Raw genomic sequence first — 18,046 nt, 5'->3', positions numbered from 1 at the left:
CCAAGCGGGATCGAAACCTTCGTCACATTGATCGAAACGCAGAGCGGCATGGTCTTACAAGCTCACGGCGAGCAGGTCTGCGCCGCGACGCAATACGACCCGGTCTTGTTCGATTCGATCGACGATCCACCCTTCGCTGATAACGGCGCCTGCGAACAGCTTCTGACCGCGTCCATCAATGACATACGGCCCATTTCCGGCCCAAATCGCCTGAACGGTCAAAGGGGCGCTACGCTTTACAGATTTCGCCTCGACCTGGCTCGTCAACACGATGGCAATGCCGAACGTGCCGTCGAACCATCGCTCAATGTCGCGCCACCTGCCTAACGCCGCGGGTTCGATGTTTCCTCTCGCCGTGATGGCGTTTGAGTCGCTGACAATCTCGACGGTCGTGAGGCCCGCAGTCAGCAATCGCTGGCGCAGCGCGTCCGCCGCGCTGTTCAAATCCGCCACCGGCGCGCCGGGCTCCGCGCCGGCCCGTCCCGTTCTGTCCTGGCCGGGCAGTCGTGCGGGGGTAAGGGTGGGGGCGGGCGAATTGGGCGCGTGCCTGCTCGGATATTTCGTCGAACAGTCGGAGTCGCAGCGGGGGGATCTCAGCCGCTCAGCTGTGGCATAGCCGCCATCGCCGGGCACCTTGTCCGCACCAGCGGGAAATCCCTGCAGAAGCAGGGCTAGACAGACCAGGATCGCGGCGGTGCCGAGTCCATACCTCAAGAAGGTATAGCGGGTCGTTCTGCGCTTGCGGGTGAAGCGGAGCCGAATTCCATTCAGAACGACATCGGCCGGATAACGACTGATCCGTGCTTCTCCGGCACCGAGCAGGGTGCCGTTCAGCAGAACATTATCTGCGGTGCCTTCGATTTCGCAACAGTCCGCCTCTAGCGCGAACCGCGCGTGCAAAGGAGCCAGACAGTCATCCATGAGAACGACATCGGCGTCCATCGAGTGACCCACCAGATAGGTCCCGGCGTCGAGTTCTTGCCGGACCCCGGCATGAAGGCCCGATCGGATTGTGAGTTCGAATGGGGACGGTGATGCCGGCATTCTCTGCCTCTCCATCAGGGCCTAGCAGCCATGTTGGCAGCGGAGCGCTCGGTACGAACGCCCCGTGCCGTAAGCGGTTGGTAGCTGTCCGAGGGCGATCGCTGGATCAGCCGACGTTCGGGCGCTGCTGCGCGACCGTCTCGATCGATCCCCAGTGCGTCTTCTTGGTCGTGATCTCGGCATTCGTCTTGATCGCTTCGTCGAAGGCACTCTTCATCTTCGCGATCGCGCTATCGATGCTCGAGTTCGATGACGTCGTCGAAGAAACGGAGCCTGTTGAATGGGACATCGCTTTATCTCTCTATGTTCGTGTTGCGTTGAGGATTGGGCTGTCGGGGAATGCCCTCCAGCCGGGAAGTGATCGTTCACGTTGTCCACGCTGATCACCTCTCGGCTGAAGCGGCGGCTTGGATCCCGTCCCGAGGCGCACCTTGTGAGGTACGCCTCTCGCGCTTCCTTCAACGTCCTGGTCTCATCGCTCTCGTCGCGTTGCGAGAATGAGGCCTCGTTGCTTTACTCAGCTCTGTCGGTGATATGGTTGTCGGCCGAGAGGTGTCCCGCGGAGCGGTCGCATGGCGATCCCGAGCTTGAATCCGCGAGTTGCAGAATGATCGAGGAAAGCTTGTCGAGGATGTTGTTCTTCGTCGCTTGGTCAAGGCCCTTTGCCTCTGAGACTTGGCTGACGAGCTGATTCAGCGTCTTGAGTATCGAGCTGTTCGCGCCGGGTTGATGGGATGGGCCGGACACGAGTTGCTTCAGGATCTTCGCGATCCCGTCGAGCAGCTGACCTTTGGCGGGATCGCTGGGCCCAGTGGAATTCGTGATCTGATGGGTCAGGTCACCAAGGATCTTGGCAACGCGGCCGTTGTTCCGCGCGTCGCACTGGCTCGGTCCGCCCCTCAGGATGCTGATGGCCGCCGAGATCAGAGCCGCCTTGTCTGCAGGTGTCTTTGCGTCCGCGACCAATCCAAGAACGTCCGATGCTATGGAAGACGTCCGCGGATCTTGCTGCTGCGAAGCGGGCGGCATCGACGACTGCCACCAATCCCCCGTATCACAGCGATGAGCTGGATGAGCTGACGACCCGCCGGGCGTGGGCTGAAATCCTGCAAAGCCGGGCCAGGACGACGCGTGTCCGTGCGGACCCATCATGTGACCGGTGTGAGCTTCACGTGAGGATGATGCGTGGGAGCTGACCCTAGACATGCAACTCTCTCCTTGTTTGCGATCCGATGTCTTATCTGTCTTGTTCTGAGCAAAGGGTCTAACGAGGCGTCAGTCGGCAGGCTCCGTCACGGATCCCGGGTTGCACTATTCTCGTCGCCAACGGATGCCATCTCCTGAATACCGTCCTGAGCAACAGTCATGAGCATGAACGCGGCCGCCTGCGGCATTGCGCTGAGAAACGCCTCCTCGAACTTTGCTTGATCCTCAGCCGAGACTGCCTCGCTGCTGCTCGAGGCGCTTGCCATCGCGGTCGTCATGCTCGATGCTTCTACGGCCATTCTGACACTCCTTTGATCCGTCCGGTCGATCTGGCAGGACTTGCGAACCCGTTGATCTGCGTCATGGCACGTCGCCTGGGGCGTTGAGCTTGACCACTTGGACGTGCTCCCCGCGATAGACGGTGACCGACGATGGCTGGTCAGCTCGAGGCTTCAGTGCTGCGAGCGTACGCTCCACCGCTTGGATGTATTGCGGGGGACCCGAGACCAGGGCCATGTCGCCCTGCTTGATGGATCTGAGTGAGAATCGCGCGTCGGAGAGCGCGAGATCGCGAAGTGCGGCTTCGAGACGCTGGAGCGGCACGGCACCGAGTTGAACGAGCCTGCTCGAAGCTTCCTTGTTGCTAGTGACATAAATCCGGAAGCCGTCGAAATACCAGTCGAGTCCGTAGTTCCGGGATAGATGCTCGATGAATTCTCTGGCCTTGAGTTCAGGCAGAGGCCCGCGCACACGTCCCCGTACTTCCGGGCTCACCTCTAACCGCAGGCCGGTATTTCGTCCGAATTCCTGAAGAACGTTGCCAAGGTCTTGGTCGACGATGGTGTACCTGTAGGACTCGGTCGGCCAAGCAGGTTCACCCGCGTCTGCGGACGTGGTGTGGATTGCAGCCGCCGAGAGCGTCAGGCAGACGGTCGCGATCGCAGCCCCGCTGCGCAATGGGACCAGAACCCGAGATGCCAAAGGGTCGCATGGGAAAACGTGGCCTTCGTGCGGCCTTGTCGCGGAACAATCGTGGCAATCGTGTAGTTGATCGCGCGTACCCACGAGCAGACTCACATGTACTTGTTGCTATCAGCTCATCTCATTCAATCACAGCGGTCGCGGGTGCGTCGGAGAATATATTAGGAAAATATTATGCTCTGCCCCGCTGGGCGCCGTGCAAAGCTCTGTCTGATCCGTTGTGCAAGCCATGGTCCGGCTGTCCTTGTGAGTCATTATTTGTTTGGAGTGAGCAATGGCGAGAGCACGAGGGGTCCTGAGACGGCATGGAGCGGTGACATGACGACGATTGCGCCGTTGGGTGGCGTCACAGCTTCCGGAACAGTTGGTGTCAGTTTCGGAGCCGTTGAGCCCGGAGCGGCCGCCCAGCAGTCGTTTCAGGACGCTCTGCATAGATCGGTCACTAAACTGCCTATGGAGCCTGAGCACGCCGTCGACCAACTCGGCGGCAAGGTGATGGAGTGGATGGAGAGTTCGTACGAGCGGGTCCAGCGCAATGTCGCGCCCGAGCTCAATCTCATGCCGGAGCCGGCAGCATCCGGTCCAGCGTCTTCCAACATTGGCGGAACGGCCCTGGGAGCGGACAAGCCAGACGCGGGCCGTCAGGCCCTGCAAATGCTGGAGCACGCATTCTCGTTTGCCATTGAGGCGACGCTGATGTCGAAAATCTCGACCGAGTCGACCCGGATCTTCAACACGTTCTTGAAGGGACAATGAGAATGGCCGGTTGCGGCAAACAATGGCTGGCCGCTCGAGGGCGCGGATTGAATTTGGCGCTGGTGCTGGGCTTGGCGTTCATGCTGAGCGGTTGCAAGGGTGAGCTCTATAGCCGCTTGAGCGAGAAGGAGGCTAATCTGATGGTGGCCCTTCTGCTGCACCACGGCATCGCCGCCGACCGACTCCAGGCAAAGGACGGTAGCAATACTGTCAGGGTCGAGCAGGAGCGATTTGCCGACGCTGTGACGCTGCTGAATGCGTCCGGGTTGCCGCATGCGAAGTTCGAAGACATGGGCAGCATATTCTCAAGCAATGGTCTGGTGTCGTCACCCACAGAGGAGCGAGTCAGGTTGATTCACGCGCTCAATCAAGAGTTGGCAAGGACGATCATGGAGATCGACGGAGTCATCTCTGCCCGAGTCCACGTGGTGCTGCCTAAGATAGACCCGTTGCGTCACGATCAGGTTCCGTCGTCGGCGGCATCGGTGTTCATCAAGCACGACGCGCGCGCCGAAATCGCCGTGCTCCTACCGCAGATCAAGACCCTCATTGCCAACAGTGTCGAAGGACTGACGTACGACAGGGTGGCCGTGGTTTTCGTGCGTGGCAGTTCGGATCCCGTCGAAGTCAGCCCCTCCACGTCGATCGAGACGACGGCATCCGTTCTATCTCACGACGGATCTGCCCTGCGTGACGGTCCGCTCATCCTGCAGGTGTCAGCCGCTGTAGGGGTGGGGCTGCTGGGATCGATCGGAATCTTCCAGCTCTGGCGCCGGGCACGCGTGGGATATGCGCAACGCAACGCGCCGCGTCGTGAGGCGCGAAGGCCGGCGCGTGATCCGCTGCGTGTCGTATCCTAGTGCGATTGAAGTGGGCTTGGCCGGCAAATGAGTAGGCTTGTGCAACCTGGAGCATCCCTTGGTTTGCGTGCTCCGAAGGTCGGCGGTGGCTGCGAACCCGGCGCGCCGGTGGGGCATTGGCCGGTGATCGATATGGACACGTTTTGTCGATTGCCGGCACGCTACATCCACGTTGAACGATTTCTCGCGTGCGTACCGGGCGTTTCGCCCGGGCTTGCCGCACGGATACTCGCCTGCGACCGACTCCACCGAGATATCTCAGAGCGGATCGTTGTGCATTATGAGCTTGATTGCTGCACGGCAGCCGACGTCGCTGACACGCGCAGTCGCATTGCGCTTCTCGACTGTGAGCAGCTATGCCGCGTCGGTGAGCTGGCCGGCGGTGTTTGGCATGCCCACGCAATTCGTTCCACGGTCCTCAAGACTACGCTCCGGGAGCATCTCGGAGAATTCGATTCCCGACTCCACAAGGTCGCGCTCGCCAATATCGATCTGTCGCCCAAACCCGATCGCCCCCCGAATCCATCTGCGCTTGCGGACCTCATCCGAGGTGATGGGATGCAATGTCTCAATGCCGCAATCTGGCGACTCCCCGCCACCTTGCGCAGCCGCATCCTTCTTCGATTTCCGATTAACTCGCCGCTGGGCTCCTCGGTCTCGCGGCGACACCAACAGCTTGGTCCGGAGATTGTTGATCGCGTTCTAGCCGATGGGATGGTGCCGTGAAAGCCCCCGAGAGTGACAAGCCTGTCGGCACGTTCCATCCGCTCGGACCCGTGGTTCGAGCCGAAGAGGCGGAGACCTGGTTTTCCGCGGCTGCCTCTCTTGCCGACGCCCGGCGGCAATGCGAGCAGATCGCCGCGCAGGCCCGGCTCGCGTTCGAAGAGCAGCGCATGAGAGGCTTCGAGGATGGTCGTCTCGCGGGAGTTGAGGAGGCGGCCCGCCTGATTGCGGAAACGAAGGTCACGGTTGATGATTTCGTCGCCGATCTGCAAGACGAACTTATCACGCTCGTCGTCGAGATCATCAGGGAGATCCTCGGAAGTTTTGAGCCGGACGATCTCGCCGCGCGCGCCATCACCAGAGCACTCGAAGAGATGCGTTCCGGTACGGCCCTCGTGCTGATGACTGCGCCGCAGGAGATGGAGTCCATCCGTGTACGAGTGGCGACGCTGCTGGAGGATGGTGCCGACCAGCTCACCATCGTGTCGGACCCGCAGTTTGCGCCGGGGCGCTGTATGCTTTGGAGCGAGTTCGGGCAGATCGATGTTTCCGTTGACGCCCAACTGGAGCAGCTCGCCTTGGCGCTGCGTGCCGGTTTCGAGGGGGTGGAGCCATGATGCCGGCAGGCTCTGCCACGCACCGACTCGCGCGAATCCTGCCGCAGTTGCGTGAAGCTGCAGGCCGTTCGCAACTGCGCCCGATCCGCGGGCGCGTGATTCAGGTGTCAGGGACCCTCATCAGGGCGATCGTTCCCGATGCGCGTGTTGGCGATATCTGTTTGCTCCGTTCTGCCCATGCCTCGGCTGATCTGCGGGCCGAGATCGTGGGCATCGAAGGCGGAGTCGCGTTGCTGACGCCTCTCGGAGACGTGGCGGGTCTCTCAACAAGAACGGAAGTCGTCTCGACAAGGCAGGCCCTCGGCATCATGGTTGGGCCAGCGCTGCTCGGCCGCGTCGTCGACGGGCTCGGGCGCCCTCTCGACGTTCAGGAACGAGGATGGCCCGAGTTCGACCAGATTCGACGAGTCCGCGGAGCTGCGCCGGCGCCCTTGGCACGGCGGCTCGTTGACGGCCCTTTGTCACTTGGTATCCGGGCGATCGATGGTCTGCTCAGCTGCGGCGAGGGGCAGCGGATCGGCATCTATGGCGAACCCGGCGCGGGCAAATCGTCGCTTGTCGCCCAGATCGTCCAGAACGCGGACGTCGACGTCTGCGTTGTCGCACTGATTGGCGAGCGTGGGCGCGAAGTTCGAGAAATGGTCGAGCGCTGCCTGGCTGGAGCGGCTCGGGCGCGATCAGTCGTGATTGTCGCAACCTCCGACCGGCCGCCGACGGAGCGCGTCACGGCTGCCTATGTCGCCGTGACGATCGCGGAGTACTTCCGGGATTGCAACGCACGCGTGCTCCTAGTGCAGGACAGTGTCACTCGCTTTGCGAGGGCATTGCGTGAGATCGGACTGGCCGCGGGCGAGCCGCCGACGCGCCGGGGCTTTCCGCCGTCGGTGTTTGCGGCATTGCCCGAGTTGCTCGAGCGGTCCGGTCCCGGAGTCGCCGGCTCAATCACCGCATTTTACACCGTGCTGGTTGAGGGGGATGGTACCGCGGATCCGATCGCGGAGGAGACGCGCAGCATTCTGGACGGGCACATCGCGTTGTCACCTAAGCTCGCACAGTCGGCGCATTTCCCTGCGATTGACGTCGTGTCCAGCCTCAGCCGCGTCATGGATCAGGTCGTGACGAGCCGTCATCGCTCTGCAGCCAGGAGGGTGCGTGAACTCATAGCTCGCTATGCAGAGCTTGAGTTCCTGCTGCAGGTTGGGGAGTACAAGGCCGGATCCGATCCGATCGCCGATGAGGCGATCGCCAAGCAGGATGCTATCAAGTCCTTTCTGCGGCAGGGCCTCGGCGAGGTCGTTCCGTGGGATCGCACGATCCATCAACTCGAGCAGCTCGCGTCATGAGGTACGATCCACTGCTCACGCGCATACGCAGGATGCGGATCGTTCTCGGAGAGAGGGAGCGGCGGGCGAATTCCGCGCTTCAGCGCGGCGTGGAGGCACAGGTCGAAGCGGCTGCAGAACTGACGCAGATCAATCATGCGCTCGCGTTGCAAGCAGCGGCGCGTGGCGCACGCGAACGTCAGATCTACCAGCAGATGGTAGGGCGTCCAATTTCCGCGCGGGAGATCACCCAACTTGACGCGCAACTCAGGCGCCTCGAGTCGCTGGCAATGGCGCTTGCCGAGCAGCGCCTTGCGAGCATCCGTACGCTCGACCATGCGCGTAACGAAGTTCAGGGTCTACGCCTCGAATTCGTGAAGGCTCATCGGAGGCGTCGCAAGTGGGATGAGTTATCGCAGCAATCACGTCGCCGTCGCGAGGGCCGTGAGACGTTGCTAGAGGAGATGGCTAATTCGGACGGCAGGGCGGCGGGGCGGCAAGCATGAACGCGCCATTCCCCGCTCGCAGGCGCGGAGCGCCTGACGGTGAGATCACCGAATTTCATCCGGACGTGCTATCCATCGCTGATGTTCTACGTGCCCGTCGTTGGTGTCGGCGACTGGCTGAACTCACCTGCGAGTTGGCGGGTCTGCCGCTGCGGATTTCCTTCTCGGGCGCCTCCTCGGGCGTTTGGAGCCGGCCGGCGTGTCGTCTGCATTTTACGATCGGCGGTGATCCATGCGCCGTAAGTCTGCCTGTCGAGGTGATCGATGCAACGCTGCAGGCGATTGATGGTCCGCCTCGAACTACGCTCGCCGAGCCCGATCTGCTGCTTCTGATCGAGTTCGCCTGCGCCGCCATACTTGATGCAATCGAGGAGACGCTCGGCCTCCCCGTCATCCTCACGCATGCTTCCTTCGATGGCAGCGTTCCGGACTCGATCGGAATCCTGTGTCGCGGCAGGTTTGGCGAACGATCGTTCAGTGCTTACCTGTCTTTACCAGAGCCATACGAATCCCGTTTGGCAAATCAAGTTCAAGCATTGGGTCCGGCTGCCGCCGCCGGAGTTCCGATCTGCGCGGCCTTCCGGCTTGGTGTTACGCGCGTTAGCGCCCGCTTGCTTGCGAGCTTACGGCCGGGAGACATCGTGATCATCGAACACGCGATGCCGGATGGACGCGTCGCCGCCGTCTTCGGCGAGCGTCGTCTCACCTCATGCCGCTTCGAGGGAAGCGACGCGACAGTGGTGGACACGTTGCACCAGATCAGAGGCGATCTTCATCATCATTGGACGGCTGTGGACATGACGGCACATGAAAGCGTCGATACAGGCGCAGACGATGTGAGCCTGGACGACCTCCAGATCAAGCTCCTATTTGAGATCGGCCAGCTCGAGATACCTCTCGGCGAGTTGCGCATGATTGCGCCCGGCTATGTCTTCAATCTCGGTCGGGATCCGCGACATGCAATTGAGATACACGCGGGGAATCGGCGGATCGGGCAGGGCGAGATCGTCAGGATCGGCGAGGCAATCGGCGTGCGGATCAACAGATTGTTCAATCACGAATGAGCTGAAGCCGTGACCCAGTTCAATTTGTTCGCTGTTCTCGCGGTCATCGCCGGACTTGGCCTTGTCATCTTTGTCGTCGTGACGATGACATCGTTCGTCAAGATCGCCGTGGTCCTGTTCCTGATCCGGAACGCGCTGGGAGTGCAGCAGACGCCTCCAAACCTCGTGCTCTATGCCATTGCGCTGGTTCTGACGGCCTATGTCAGCGCGCCGCTAGTGGAGACCGTGTATGAGCGCGTCAATGATCGTCCCAGCGAGTTTCAAACCTTTACCGACTGGAAAGATGCTGCTGAGCGGGCAGGCCAGCCAATTCGCGAACATCTGAGCCGGTTCACGACGGTCGCGGAGCGAGAGTTTTTCGTCACCGCCACCGGCAGCTTATGGCCCGATAGCAGCAGGGCCAAGCTATCGAGCGAAGATCTCGTTATCCTCGTTCCCTCCTTCATGAGCTCGGAGCTCAAGCGCGCCTTCGAGATCGGATTCCTGCTCTATCTGCCCTTCATCGCGATTGATCTCGTGGTGTCCGCGGTTTTGATGTCCCTGGGCATGTCGATGGTGCCGCCATCGACGATCTCCGTCCCATTCAAGTTGCTCTTGTTCGTGATGGTCGAGGGCTGGTCCAAGCTGATGCATGGCCTGGTGTTGAGTTACGGATAGCCTGCGAGATGGGGAGGGGAAGCAATGGGCCAAGCAACGATCGTCGATCATCTGGTCAGGGGTCTGACGGTCGTTCTCATATTTGCCATGCCTCCCCTGGGTGTGGCGATGGTTGTTGGCCTCTTCGTCTCAATTCTTCAGGCCGCAACCCAGATTCAGGATCAGGTGCTGCCGCAGACGATCAAACTGATTGCCGTCGTGGCCACGCTGGCGGTGTTCGGCGCAGTGTTGGCGGCACCGCTGATCCAATATGCCGATCAGATCCTTGCGGATTTTCCTGCACTGACGCGTTGACGGGCCTTCCCTTCATAGCGCTCGGAGGGACATGGGCGACGCGGAGTGGCGATGGGGCTTGACCTCATGCCGTTGGACAGCATCGAGGCGGGGGCCAATCTCGTCTTCCGTCATCTTCTTTCGTTGGCGCTCGCCATCGCGCGTCCCAGCGCCTTCGTCATGACCTTTCCGGTGTTTGTTCGCCTCGGGCTGACCGGCTTGATTCGTGGTGCCTTCGTGGTCGCGATCTCGCTACCGGTCATGACCGGACTTGTTGAGGTGCTTCCTCCGATCGGCACGCAAACATTGCGATTGGTCGCGGTCGGGTTCAAGGAAGCGATCATCGGAGGGCTCCTTGGTCTGCTGCTTGGGATCCCGTTCTGGGCCGCCGAGGTCGCGGGCGACCTGCTCGACTACGAACGTCAGGCCCCCGATGCCCAGCTTCAGGATCCCAACGCCATGACCGAGTCCACCGCGTCTGGCACGCTTTTTATGCTCGCTGCGGTGGTTCTGTTCGTCGCAGCCGACGGCTTTCATAGCGTCGTCGAAGCCCTTTATGGCAGCTACAGGCTCTGGCCGGTCATTGAGCTCGCGCCGTTGCTACGCGCGGAGAGCGGCCTATTGGCGCTGGAAATGCTCGTCCGCGTGCTGCAGTTGGCATTGATCCTGGCATTCCCAGTGCTGGCGGCCATGTTCGTTGCGATGTTCGCGCTGATGGTGATCGCCCGTTTCGCACCGCAGTTGAATGTGTTCGATCTTTCGATGGCGGCGCGCAACTTGGTCTATTTCCTGGTTCTGCCGCCCTATGCGGCCGTTCTGCTCGATCACTTCGGTACTCAGCTTGGAGAGTTGACCGGAATCCTGGACCAGCTAGGGCAGTTCCTGCGATGAGTGAGGATGGCGGCACTGAGGAGCGGACGCTGCCTCCGAGCGAGCGGAAGTTACGTAAGGCGCGCGAAAAGGGACAGGTCTTTCGCAGCACCGATATGGTCGCCGGTGCATGCCTGTCGTCCATGCTGCTCTATCTCTGGCTGATCTTGCCGGAGCTTTTCGCGCGGCTACGGGGAGCCATGATGCTCGTGGGCGATGCGGGCGGGCAACCGTTTCGGGAAGCTGCGGGCACGATCGGAACGATGATGTACGAAGCCGCCGTGCCATACCTTGCAAGGGGGGCGGCCATCGTCGTCCTAATGTCCCTCGTCGTCAACGTCGCCGTCACCAAGGGGATCGTCTTCAGCCTTGACCCTATCAAGCCCCGCGCAGAGCGCTTGCATCCCGCAAAGGGTTTGAAGCGAATTTTCGCGCTCAAGAGCCTGATCGAGCTGGTGAAGAGTCTGGTCAAGACGACCCTGCTCGTCACGATCTCGGTTTTCGTCCTCGCGATGTCGCTCAACTCCTTGGTTCACACGCCAGGATGCGGCCTTTCGTGCCTCGCGCCGGTGATCGGGGCGGTGATGGCACCGCTCGTCGTCGCGGCAATCGTCGTGCTGATGGTGGGCGGCCTTATCGACGTTCTCTTGCAGCGCGGACTGTTCATGCGCGAGATGCGGATGACACGAAGCGAGGCGAAGCGCGAGCGGAGAGACCAGGAGGGCCTGCCGGAGGTGCGCTCCGCACAACGCCGTCAGCGTCAATCGCTGGCGCACGGGGGAGGGCGGGGAGGAATCGAAAGCGCAACACTGGTCATTGAGGGCGACGATGTGATGGTCGGGTTGCGCTATGTTCCGGGTGAGACACAGGTCCCAAGGCTTGTGTGCAAGGGACGTTCCGTCCGCGCGCACAACCTCACCGAAGCTGCCACTGAGCTCGGCATTCCTCGTCTGCGCAATCCAGACCTTGCAGCGGAACTCGATCGCCGCATCGCCCAGGACCATTACATCACTGAGGAGTTTTTCCAGCCAGTGGCGTCGGCGTTGCGCGCGAGCGGCATGTCCTGACTGTCGCTGCGCCGCCCAACAGTATTTTCATAATATATTCCGGATCAGCGGCTGGCTGACGTCCTACAATGCCGCTCGGAGTTCACCGAATGGGCTGCACGGCTGACGATATGCGCCGGCCAAAGCAGCACTGTCGCCATTGACGGGGAGACGCGCGAATGCGGATAGATGACGCAGGTGGTGGTTCGGTCGTCGCCAGCCCGCCGCCTCCTCCGCCTCCGCCGCCACCCCCGCCACCACCTCCTCCGCCGCCGCCACCTCCGCGGCCGAAGTCCACGGCGTCGTCTTCGGGCATGCTCGATCGCAATTCGACGCACAGCGTTGGATCGTCATCGACGGCACCTTTGCCGCTCTTTCAGCCCGCTCGGCCATTCATGGGTCCGGTTCTGCAACCGACGCCTGTGTTGTTTGGTCCCCCTGTTCCGCCGAAGGCGGTGGCCGCGTGTCCGGGGGTCCCCGCCCCGGCGTCGGCGGCGCCGGTCCCAGACGCCGTTTCGCAGGCAAAAGCGGTTCAGACAAAGGCGCAGACGACACTCGATGGTGATGCTGGAAAGCTGCATAAACTGCAGACCGAACTGAATGATGCACAGGGAACGAAGGCTCCGATCGGGTACGGTCGCGGCGCGGGCGCCGCGGCGGCTGCGCATCAAGCCCATATCAGCGATCTGAAGAAGCAGGTTGCGGCCGCTCAGCAGCAAGTCACCGCCGACCAGGCGGTGTTGAGTTCGGCCAAGAGCAATCTGAGTGCTGCACAACGCATCGACGCCGCCGCAGCGAACTACAAGCCGGCACCGCCGCCGGTCACCGTGAAAGATCCAGTCGCGCGGAAAGTTGCCCCGCTCGTCGACGCGGCCTCGGCCCAGGTTTCCGCGGGAAAGGCCAAGGTCACCGCCGATACGGCTGCTCTCGAGCAGACCAAATCGCAGCTCGGCCGTCTGGACACCGAGATGGACCGGGGGATCAGCGCCGGAACATTGCACCGTCTGTCGTTGCTGAATCAGCAGCAGGATGCGCAGCAACACAAGCTGGCGACGGACCAGCGCAAGCTTGATGCCGCGAGCGCCGACCTTGCGGCAGGGAAAAGCGTCGTCTACGGGCAGCAGGCCGCGGCGGACAAGAAAGAGCTCGAGAGCGCTTCCACAGCGCTGAAGAAAGCCGGTGTCACGATCGACCAGAACGAAAATCCGACCCAGGCGAATTTGACGCCATCGCAGCTGCGCGCCTATGACGACTTCACCGTGGCGCGGAGCAAGCTCAACGCCGATGTCGGCATGGTCGCGCAGGGCAAGGCCCAGCTCCAGTATTATGCTTCGAATTACGAGAAATACGGGACGGTTGCGAAGGATGCCCAGGATCGGGTGAACGACGCTCTGCATCCATTGGGGTACACCGTACGTGCAACGCGCGGCAGCGATCCGCAGCAGGCATCGCTCGATCTCAAGCTCGCGAACGGGAATGCTGATTACCAGAATGCAGGCTGGGCCGCGGCTCAGCACCGAGTGGCATTTGCGGCGGCAGCGCAGACCGATCTTGAGGCAGCGCAGGACTCCGATCTTGCCAAATTGTCCCCGCAAGCCCGGCAGACCGCTACCACGGCGAAGATCGACTACGATCAGGCAAGCGCCTATCAGAACAAAGTCGGGACCGACCTCGCCCTGATCAAGGGCCACCAGGCCGTCTCGGATGCGCAGGCCGCCTATATCAAGAATCCGACGGCCGCCACGGAGCTCAAGCTGAACCAAGCGCAGCATCAGTTGCGCGAGCTCTCGACAATGTCCGACATTGCGACGGCGGGCTTCAAGTCGGCAACCGGGCTTGCCTACGCCGACCGGCGCAATACGACATTGGCTAATCTGGAGCAGACCTATAGCCATGTTCCCTTGCCCTCAAACTCGCCGGTGTTGCAGCAGATAGCGCAGGCAAGAACTGATGCGGCATCGGCCGGCCTGATCACGAAAGAGCTGGCTGCAACGACCAACAGGCTGGTTCAGGATTATCGTGTCACACAGAGCGAGGCGGCGGTCGCGACCGCGCAGCAGTCCGCCAACACTGATTTGGTACAAGCTGGCAATGTACAGGCTGTAGGTTTCACCAAAGCGGGCAGCGCCCTGACGACGGCTCAGCAATCGCTTCAATATGCACAGCTTCAACAGAAGCTGGCTCAATATCAGCTGCTGGACTCTCAGTTTCGGCTGACGTTGCCGCAAAATCTACTCGATCCGCAAACGGCCGCTGACCAGAGCGCGCTCTCGCATGCGTACAATACATTCTTTGCGCAGCATCCGGGCGCCTTGAGCGATGGCGCGGTCGCTGAGCAGCTTGCGAGCCTCAAGGACGCGAACGCGCGAGTGGATATCGGTCAAGGGCTGCATGAGCTGCAGGATGCCATCGACAGGGAAGACAAAGCGCTCGGCAACCGCAGCCTTCTGCAGAAGGGCGGCGATTGGGTCGGGGGACTGTTCGGTGCCAACCGGTCTGAGCTCGAGTCGGATCTGCAGGACAAAAAAGAGGCGCTCACGGCCCTGCAGAAAAATCAGGGAGGGATGACTGCCCAGGAGGTCAATGCCCAGTATCTGAACATCATGGGTAATCTGGCCACCCAGAATGACCGGATGTTCGAGAACGAGCGCAAGACCGACGCCAATTGGTCGAGTGCACAGGAAGTCGTGCGCGACGTCGCGATCGCCGCGGCTGCGACCGCGGTTACGATGGCCACGGCCGGAGCCGGCGCGCCGGTCTTGGCCGCCCTCGCGGCGGGCACATTGGTGGGAACGGGAACGGCCGAAGCCATCGACACGGCCCAGAATGCAGCAACTGTGTTCGGTGGCGGCGACATTCACAGCAATTCTCACATCTCACTCGATGCGGCGCTGACCAACAACTTCTTCAAGGGTGGCGGCAGCTGGGATGAGGTGAAGCAGGCGGGCGTCGATGCGACCGTATCGGGCGTGCAGTCCCTGGGCGCAGCAGGCGGGGCGTTGACGGGCGGAGCGACGGAGGCCTTCATTACGCGCGGCCTCGACCAGGCCGCAAGCTCGGTCGTCTCGAAGCTGGCAACCGGATCAACGGTCATGGTCGCCAATCAGGGGGTCATGGGCCTCGGCAACGTCGCGGGGACCTATGTCGAGTCCCAGTATCAGCTCTCCGAGGGACGGCTCACGCAGGACGAAGCCAACGCGCAGATGAAGGATGCGTTCTCGGGATACTTCAAGAATGTCGCGATGGCCGGGGTGACTGGCGGTCTGACGAAGTTCGTCGACGGCAAGGTCGCCGTGCGGACCGCAAGCGCGGCACGGCCGAATGGCCTCGTGTCGAACCCGCTTTATCAGACAGCCTCCCAGCTGGGCGCGAACACCATGCTGACTGCGGGTCCCGGCCTCCTGTCAGGCAAGGCGCCGACCACGCAAGACTATCTGTCCATCGGACTCAATACAGTTTCCGGTGTGGCTTCTCATCACTATCAGCAGAGCAGATCCCGCACCGCGACCGAAGCGGGCCTTGCCGGACAGCCCGCTGCGCTCGACGCGGGAAGGAAGGTGTTTGACGCCTATCAAGGTCGGACGAGCGGCTCAGCGCCGAATGGCATCCGGCTGCAGGCCATGGATCCTGCCGATTTCGCCCGTGCATATCAAAAAGCCGGCGGCCAGCACGATCCGGCGGCCGTCGATGCTTTCAGCATCGCATCGGATCAGGGGCATCGCGTCTATGTGCGGACCGACAGATTGAGCCCGGACGTGGTCGCACACGAGGCCGTGCATGCACTGACCTCGGAATCGTTCAAGAAGCTCGCAAGCACCTTGGTCGTTGATTCAAGCCGGCCGCATTCGAACTTGAACGAAGGTGTGACCGAGTTTCTCGCCTCGCAGGTCGTGCCGCGCCGCGGCACATCGCCCTATGCGACGGAGGCAAAGATCGCGGAGGCCATTCGCGACCGGATGGGGGAGACCGACTTCCACAAGGCGGTTTTCGGAGGCGATCCAGCGGCACTCGCATCGTTCCGGCAGACCGCTTTGGGGTTGCAGGATACGCCAATCAGCCAAGATCACGCGGCCGATTGGGCTCTGGCCGCCTCGACGACACCTCAGGCGGGAGGCGGCGCCAAGCGCATCGCGAATCGATTGAGAGAATGGGTCGCTGCCGCTCCGCCCGCCGCAGCATCGGCAGCCGTTGCCGGCGAACTGGTGTTGGCCACGCATGGTGCGCCGGCATTGGGCGAGGCCATCGCTGATCTTAATCCAGTAGGTCGCGCGTTTTTCAACAGTCCCCTGGCGCATGCGCGGGTTAGGACGTGGCTCGGGTCGTCTCGTGAAGCGGCGGCTCGCGCCGTCGTCGCCTCGAGTTTCGGGACCAACGCCTCGATCAATTTCATGAAGGCTGCGAGTGGATGGCATACAGACAGGGCCGCCGCCATATCGGACGGTTTGCTCGGTCTTGGGCAGGCAGCTTTCGCCTTGCGCAATGGTGTGAGCTCCCAAGCGCTGATGCGCTCGCGCGGGACGAAAGTCGACGTTCTGCCAGGCGATACGATGGTCAGCATTGCCCAAAGGCTTGGCCTCATACCGCGCGACCTCACGCGAAGCAATCCTAGCGTTCAAGACATCAATCCGACAGTTACCGCTCTCAACAGTTCTGGTGCGACATGGGCCGAGATTGCGAAGCGCGAGGGGGTCGATGTCAAGACGCTCGTGGCGCTGAACCTGGATCGGCATGGATGGTCGATCCCCGCTCGGAAGGATTCCGCAGGCGCATCCGTTCCGGCAGTCGATGACGCACGCGTGCAAGCCGGTCAAAGCCCGCAGGAGTTTCTCGACAGCCACAGCACCTCGCTGCGATCGATCGCCAAGGCCAACGCCAAGAATGTAGCGCCCGCCGAGATCCTGGTTCCTCAGCGGCTTCGTCAGGTCACGAATGGCGTGACCTACGGGGAATTTGCAACCGATCAGGGACTCAGCCTGAAGCGGCTGTTGGAGGCGAACGGGCACCGTGGTTTGTCCATCCCACCACGACGGGTTTATGATGCAGCGAGCGGTGGCCGCGTGCTTCGCGGGGCAACGACCGATCGCTTGCAACCAGGCGAGTCACTGGAGAGTTTCGCTCGCAGGCATGGTGTCGGGATCAAGAAGCTGATCACGGCAAACAAGGACAGTCGTGCACCTTTGCGGATTGACGTTCCGGGCCAAGCCTCGTCGGCCAGCAACCCAACAGCCGTGACATGGGAACAGATCGCCAAAAAAACCGGTGTGCCTCTCCGACGTCTGTTGTCGATGAGCGGCCAGAATCTGCACGTTCCCGGGCAAAAGCAAGCCGTCGATCTCCAGCCGGGACAATCTCTGAGAGATCTCGCAAAGGAGCATGGCACAACAGTCAGAAAGATCGTGTCCGAGAACCGGACTTGGATCCCCCAGACTTACGAGCTTCCGCGGGCCGGGGCTTGGGTCGGTGACAAGCTCTCGGTCGACCGCGTCTACGATAATCGTGACGTCCAAGATCCGTCGAAGGGCAGGCTGACATGGGTGCAGGTGGCGCGGAGAACGGGGCGCACGACGAAAGAATTGATGAGCTACAATAAGGCCAGCTCTGCAAACAAGAAGGACTTGGCTCCTCCAACTGTAAATATTCCCACCAAGTCAAGTTGGGAAACATCAACCAAATCCGGAAAAGGCCTTCAATTTGTCGGCGCGATCGGGCTCGTTCCGGGCAATCTGGTAGCGGCTGATGTACACGCTCACGCGGGGAACTGGGCGCTCATTGGTCCCGATGTCGGTGTCGCTGTCGGGGTCGGCCTTGCTGCAACGCGTTCAGCGGTCGGGTCCGTTGCGAAGAGTGGTGCAGCAAAGAAATGGGCGAGGGCCCGTCCCCGCGACGCGTGGACCTCCGGACTTTCTTTCGGCGCCAAGGGTTTGATCAAGTACATCGAATCGTTCCGGCCCTAAGGAACGGTTCTGACATTCGGTTCAGTAGATCTGCGTGCCGGATGTCATGTGCCAAGCCGCACTCGTCACTGGTTTGCCGCGGCTCCGATGCGCGCAATCCGACGCTCCGAAATGATTCGCGCGTCGGGGTTCGGCACCAAGCCGCCGAATGCTGAAGGTGCGTTGTT

Annotated in this window: 16 protein-coding genes; 12 read left to right on the top strand and 4 right to left on the bottom strand. The window is 61.6% G+C overall.

The window, feature by feature from the left end; all coding sequences use genetic code 11:
• Positions 1 to 54 precede the first annotated feature (54 nt).
• The 4 genes from ACQR0W_RS08740 to ACQR0W_RS08725 all read right to left on the bottom strand — a co-directional run bounded on the left by ACQR0W_RS08740 (position 55) and on the right by ACQR0W_RS08725 (position 3,207).
• A complete protein-coding gene (locus ACQR0W_RS08740; protein ID WP_410051825.1) occupies positions 55 to 1,044 on the bottom strand; it encodes a SctD/MshK family protein in 990 nt (329 codons plus the stop codon).
• A gap of 513 nt (positions 1,045 to 1,557) precedes the next feature.
• Entirely contained in the window at positions 1,558 to 2,073 is a 516-nt protein-coding gene (locus ACQR0W_RS08735) for a hypothetical protein (protein WP_316186535.1), read from the bottom strand.
• Between the two features lie 263 nt (positions 2,074 to 2,336).
• Entirely contained in the window at positions 2,337 to 2,549 is a 213-nt protein-coding gene (locus tag ACQR0W_RS08730) for a hypothetical protein (protein ID WP_316170066.1), read from the bottom strand.
• 61 nt (positions 2,550 to 2,610) lie between these two features.
• Positions 2,611 to 3,207 (bottom strand): nodulation protein NolW, encoded by a 597-nt coding sequence (locus tag ACQR0W_RS08725; RefSeq protein WP_316170067.1) that lies wholly within the window; start codon positions 3,205 to 3,207, stop codon positions 2,611 to 2,613.
• 342 nt (positions 3,208 to 3,549) lie between these two features.
• Between ACQR0W_RS08725 and ACQR0W_RS08720 the strand changes: the two genes are divergently transcribed.
• From ACQR0W_RS08720 to ACQR0W_RS08665, 12 genes are all read left to right on the top strand, one after another.
• Positions 3,550 to 3,987 carry a hypothetical protein gene (locus ACQR0W_RS08720; protein ID WP_315751845.1) on the top strand — a complete coding sequence of 146 codons (438 nt, stop codon included), beginning with the start codon at positions 3,550 to 3,552 and terminating at the stop codon, positions 3,985 to 3,987.
• Positions 3,988 to 3,989: 2 nt separating this feature from the next.
• Positions 3,990 to 4,847, top strand: a complete 858-nt coding sequence (gene sctJ / locus ACQR0W_RS08715) for a type III secretion system inner membrane ring lipoprotein SctJ (protein ID WP_316170068.1) — start codon at positions 3,990 to 3,992, stop codon at positions 4,845 to 4,847.
• Between the two features lie 132 nt (positions 4,848 to 4,979).
• Positions 4,980 to 5,573 carry a SctK family type III secretion system sorting platform protein gene (locus ACQR0W_RS08710; RefSeq protein WP_316205700.1) on the top strand — a complete coding sequence of 198 codons (594 nt, stop codon included), beginning with the start codon at positions 4,980 to 4,982 and terminating at the stop codon, positions 5,571 to 5,573.
• Complete coding sequence (sctL, locus tag ACQR0W_RS08705; protein WP_315825608.1) at positions 5,570 to 6,187, top strand: type III secretion system stator protein SctL; 618 nt, start codon at positions 5,570 to 5,572, stop codon at positions 6,185 to 6,187. The genes ACQR0W_RS08710 and sctL overlap by 4 nt, the downstream gene beginning before the upstream one ends.
• Positions 6,187 to 7,530 carry a FliI/YscN family ATPase gene (locus ACQR0W_RS08700; RefSeq protein WP_410051221.1) on the top strand — a complete coding sequence of 448 codons (1,344 nt, stop codon included), beginning with the start codon at positions 6,187 to 6,189 and terminating at the stop codon, positions 7,528 to 7,530. Before sctL ends, ACQR0W_RS08700 begins: the two co-directional genes overlap by 1 nt.
• Before the next feature lie 32 nt (positions 7,531 to 7,562).
• Entirely contained in the window at positions 7,563 to 8,015 is a 453-nt protein-coding gene (locus ACQR0W_RS08695) for a hypothetical protein (protein WP_315825606.1), read from the top strand.
• Entirely contained in the window at positions 8,012 to 9,079 is a 1,068-nt protein-coding gene (gene sctQ, locus ACQR0W_RS08690) for a type III secretion system cytoplasmic ring protein SctQ (RefSeq protein ID WP_315825605.1), read from the top strand. The genes ACQR0W_RS08695 and sctQ overlap by 4 nt, the downstream gene beginning before the upstream one ends.
• A 9-nt stretch (positions 9,080 to 9,088) precedes the next feature.
• On the top strand, positions 9,089 to 9,736 hold the full coding sequence (gene sctR / locus ACQR0W_RS08685; RefSeq protein ID WP_434840627.1) for a type III secretion system export apparatus subunit SctR: 648 nt from the start codon (positions 9,089 to 9,091) through the stop codon (positions 9,734 to 9,736).
• Between the two features lie 24 nt (positions 9,737 to 9,760).
• Entirely contained in the window at positions 9,761 to 10,030 is a 270-nt protein-coding gene (gene sctS / locus ACQR0W_RS08680) for a type III secretion system export apparatus subunit SctS (protein ID WP_315715074.1), read from the top strand.
• A 51-nt stretch (positions 10,031 to 10,081) separates the two neighbouring features.
• Positions 10,082 to 10,900 (top strand): type III secretion system export apparatus subunit SctT, encoded by an 819-nt coding sequence (gene sctT / locus ACQR0W_RS08675; protein ID WP_315715075.1) that lies wholly within the window; start codon positions 10,082 to 10,084, stop codon positions 10,898 to 10,900.
• Complete coding sequence (locus ACQR0W_RS08670) at positions 10,897 to 11,946, top strand: EscU/YscU/HrcU family type III secretion system export apparatus switch protein (RefSeq protein WP_315715076.1); 1,050 nt, start codon at positions 10,897 to 10,899, stop codon at positions 11,944 to 11,946. The genes sctT and ACQR0W_RS08670 overlap by 4 nt, the downstream gene beginning before the upstream one ends.
• 293 nt (positions 11,947 to 12,239) lie before the next feature.
• Positions 12,240 to 17,879: a LysM peptidoglycan-binding domain-containing protein gene (locus tag ACQR0W_RS08665; RefSeq protein WP_316166310.1), complete on the top strand. Its 5,640-nt coding sequence runs from the start codon at positions 12,240 to 12,242 to the stop codon at positions 17,877 to 17,879.
• Positions 17,880 to 18,046 lie beyond the last annotated feature (167 nt).

Origin of the sequence: Bradyrhizobium sp. HKCCYLRH1034, from assembly GCF_051168375.1 — a bacterium.
Lineage (GTDB): Bacteria > Pseudomonadota > Alphaproteobacteria > Rhizobiales > Xanthobacteraceae > Bradyrhizobium.
The sequence above is the reverse complement of the archived record's forward strand: the minus strand, read 5'-3'. Positions and strand labels throughout refer to the sequence as shown.

Coding starts and splice junctions, on each gene's coding strand:
- ACQR0W_RS08740 (WP_410051825.1), bottom strand. CDS start 1,044: ATGCCGGCATCACCGTCCCCATTCGAACTCACAATCCGATCGGGCCTT.
- ACQR0W_RS08735 (WP_316186535.1), bottom strand. CDS start 2,073: ATGCCGCCCGCTTCGCAGCAGCAAGATCCGCGGACGTCTTCCATAGCA.
- ACQR0W_RS08730 (WP_316170066.1), bottom strand. CDS start 2,549: ATGGCCGTAGAAGCATCGAGCATGACGACCGCGATGGCAAGCGCCTCG.
- ACQR0W_RS08720 (WP_315751845.1), top strand. CDS start 3,550: ATGACGACGATTGCGCCGTTGGGTGGCGTCACAGCTTCCGGAACAGTT.
- sctJ (WP_316170068.1), top strand. CDS start 3,990: ATGGCCGGTTGCGGCAAACAATGGCTGGCCGCTCGAGGGCGCGGATTG.
- ACQR0W_RS08710 (WP_316205700.1), top strand. CDS start 4,980: ATGGACACGTTTTGTCGATTGCCGGCACGCTACATCCACGTTGAACGA.
- ACQR0W_RS08700 (WP_410051221.1), top strand. CDS start 6,187: ATGCCGGCAGGCTCTGCCACGCACCGACTCGCGCGAATCCTGCCGCAG.
- ACQR0W_RS08695 (WP_315825606.1), top strand. CDS start 7,563: ATGCGGATCGTTCTCGGAGAGAGGGAGCGGCGGGCGAATTCCGCGCTT.
- sctQ (WP_315825605.1), top strand. CDS start 8,012: ATGAACGCGCCATTCCCCGCTCGCAGGCGCGGAGCGCCTGACGGTGAG.
- sctS (WP_315715074.1), top strand. CDS start 9,761: ATGGGCCAAGCAACGATCGTCGATCATCTGGTCAGGGGTCTGACGGTC.
- sctT (WP_315715075.1), top strand. CDS start 10,082: ATGGGGCTTGACCTCATGCCGTTGGACAGCATCGAGGCGGGGGCCAAT.
- ACQR0W_RS08670 (WP_315715076.1), top strand. CDS start 10,897: ATGAGTGAGGATGGCGGCACTGAGGAGCGGACGCTGCCTCCGAGCGAG.
- ACQR0W_RS08665 (WP_316166310.1), top strand. CDS start 12,240: ATGCTCGATCGCAATTCGACGCACAGCGTTGGATCGTCATCGACGGCA.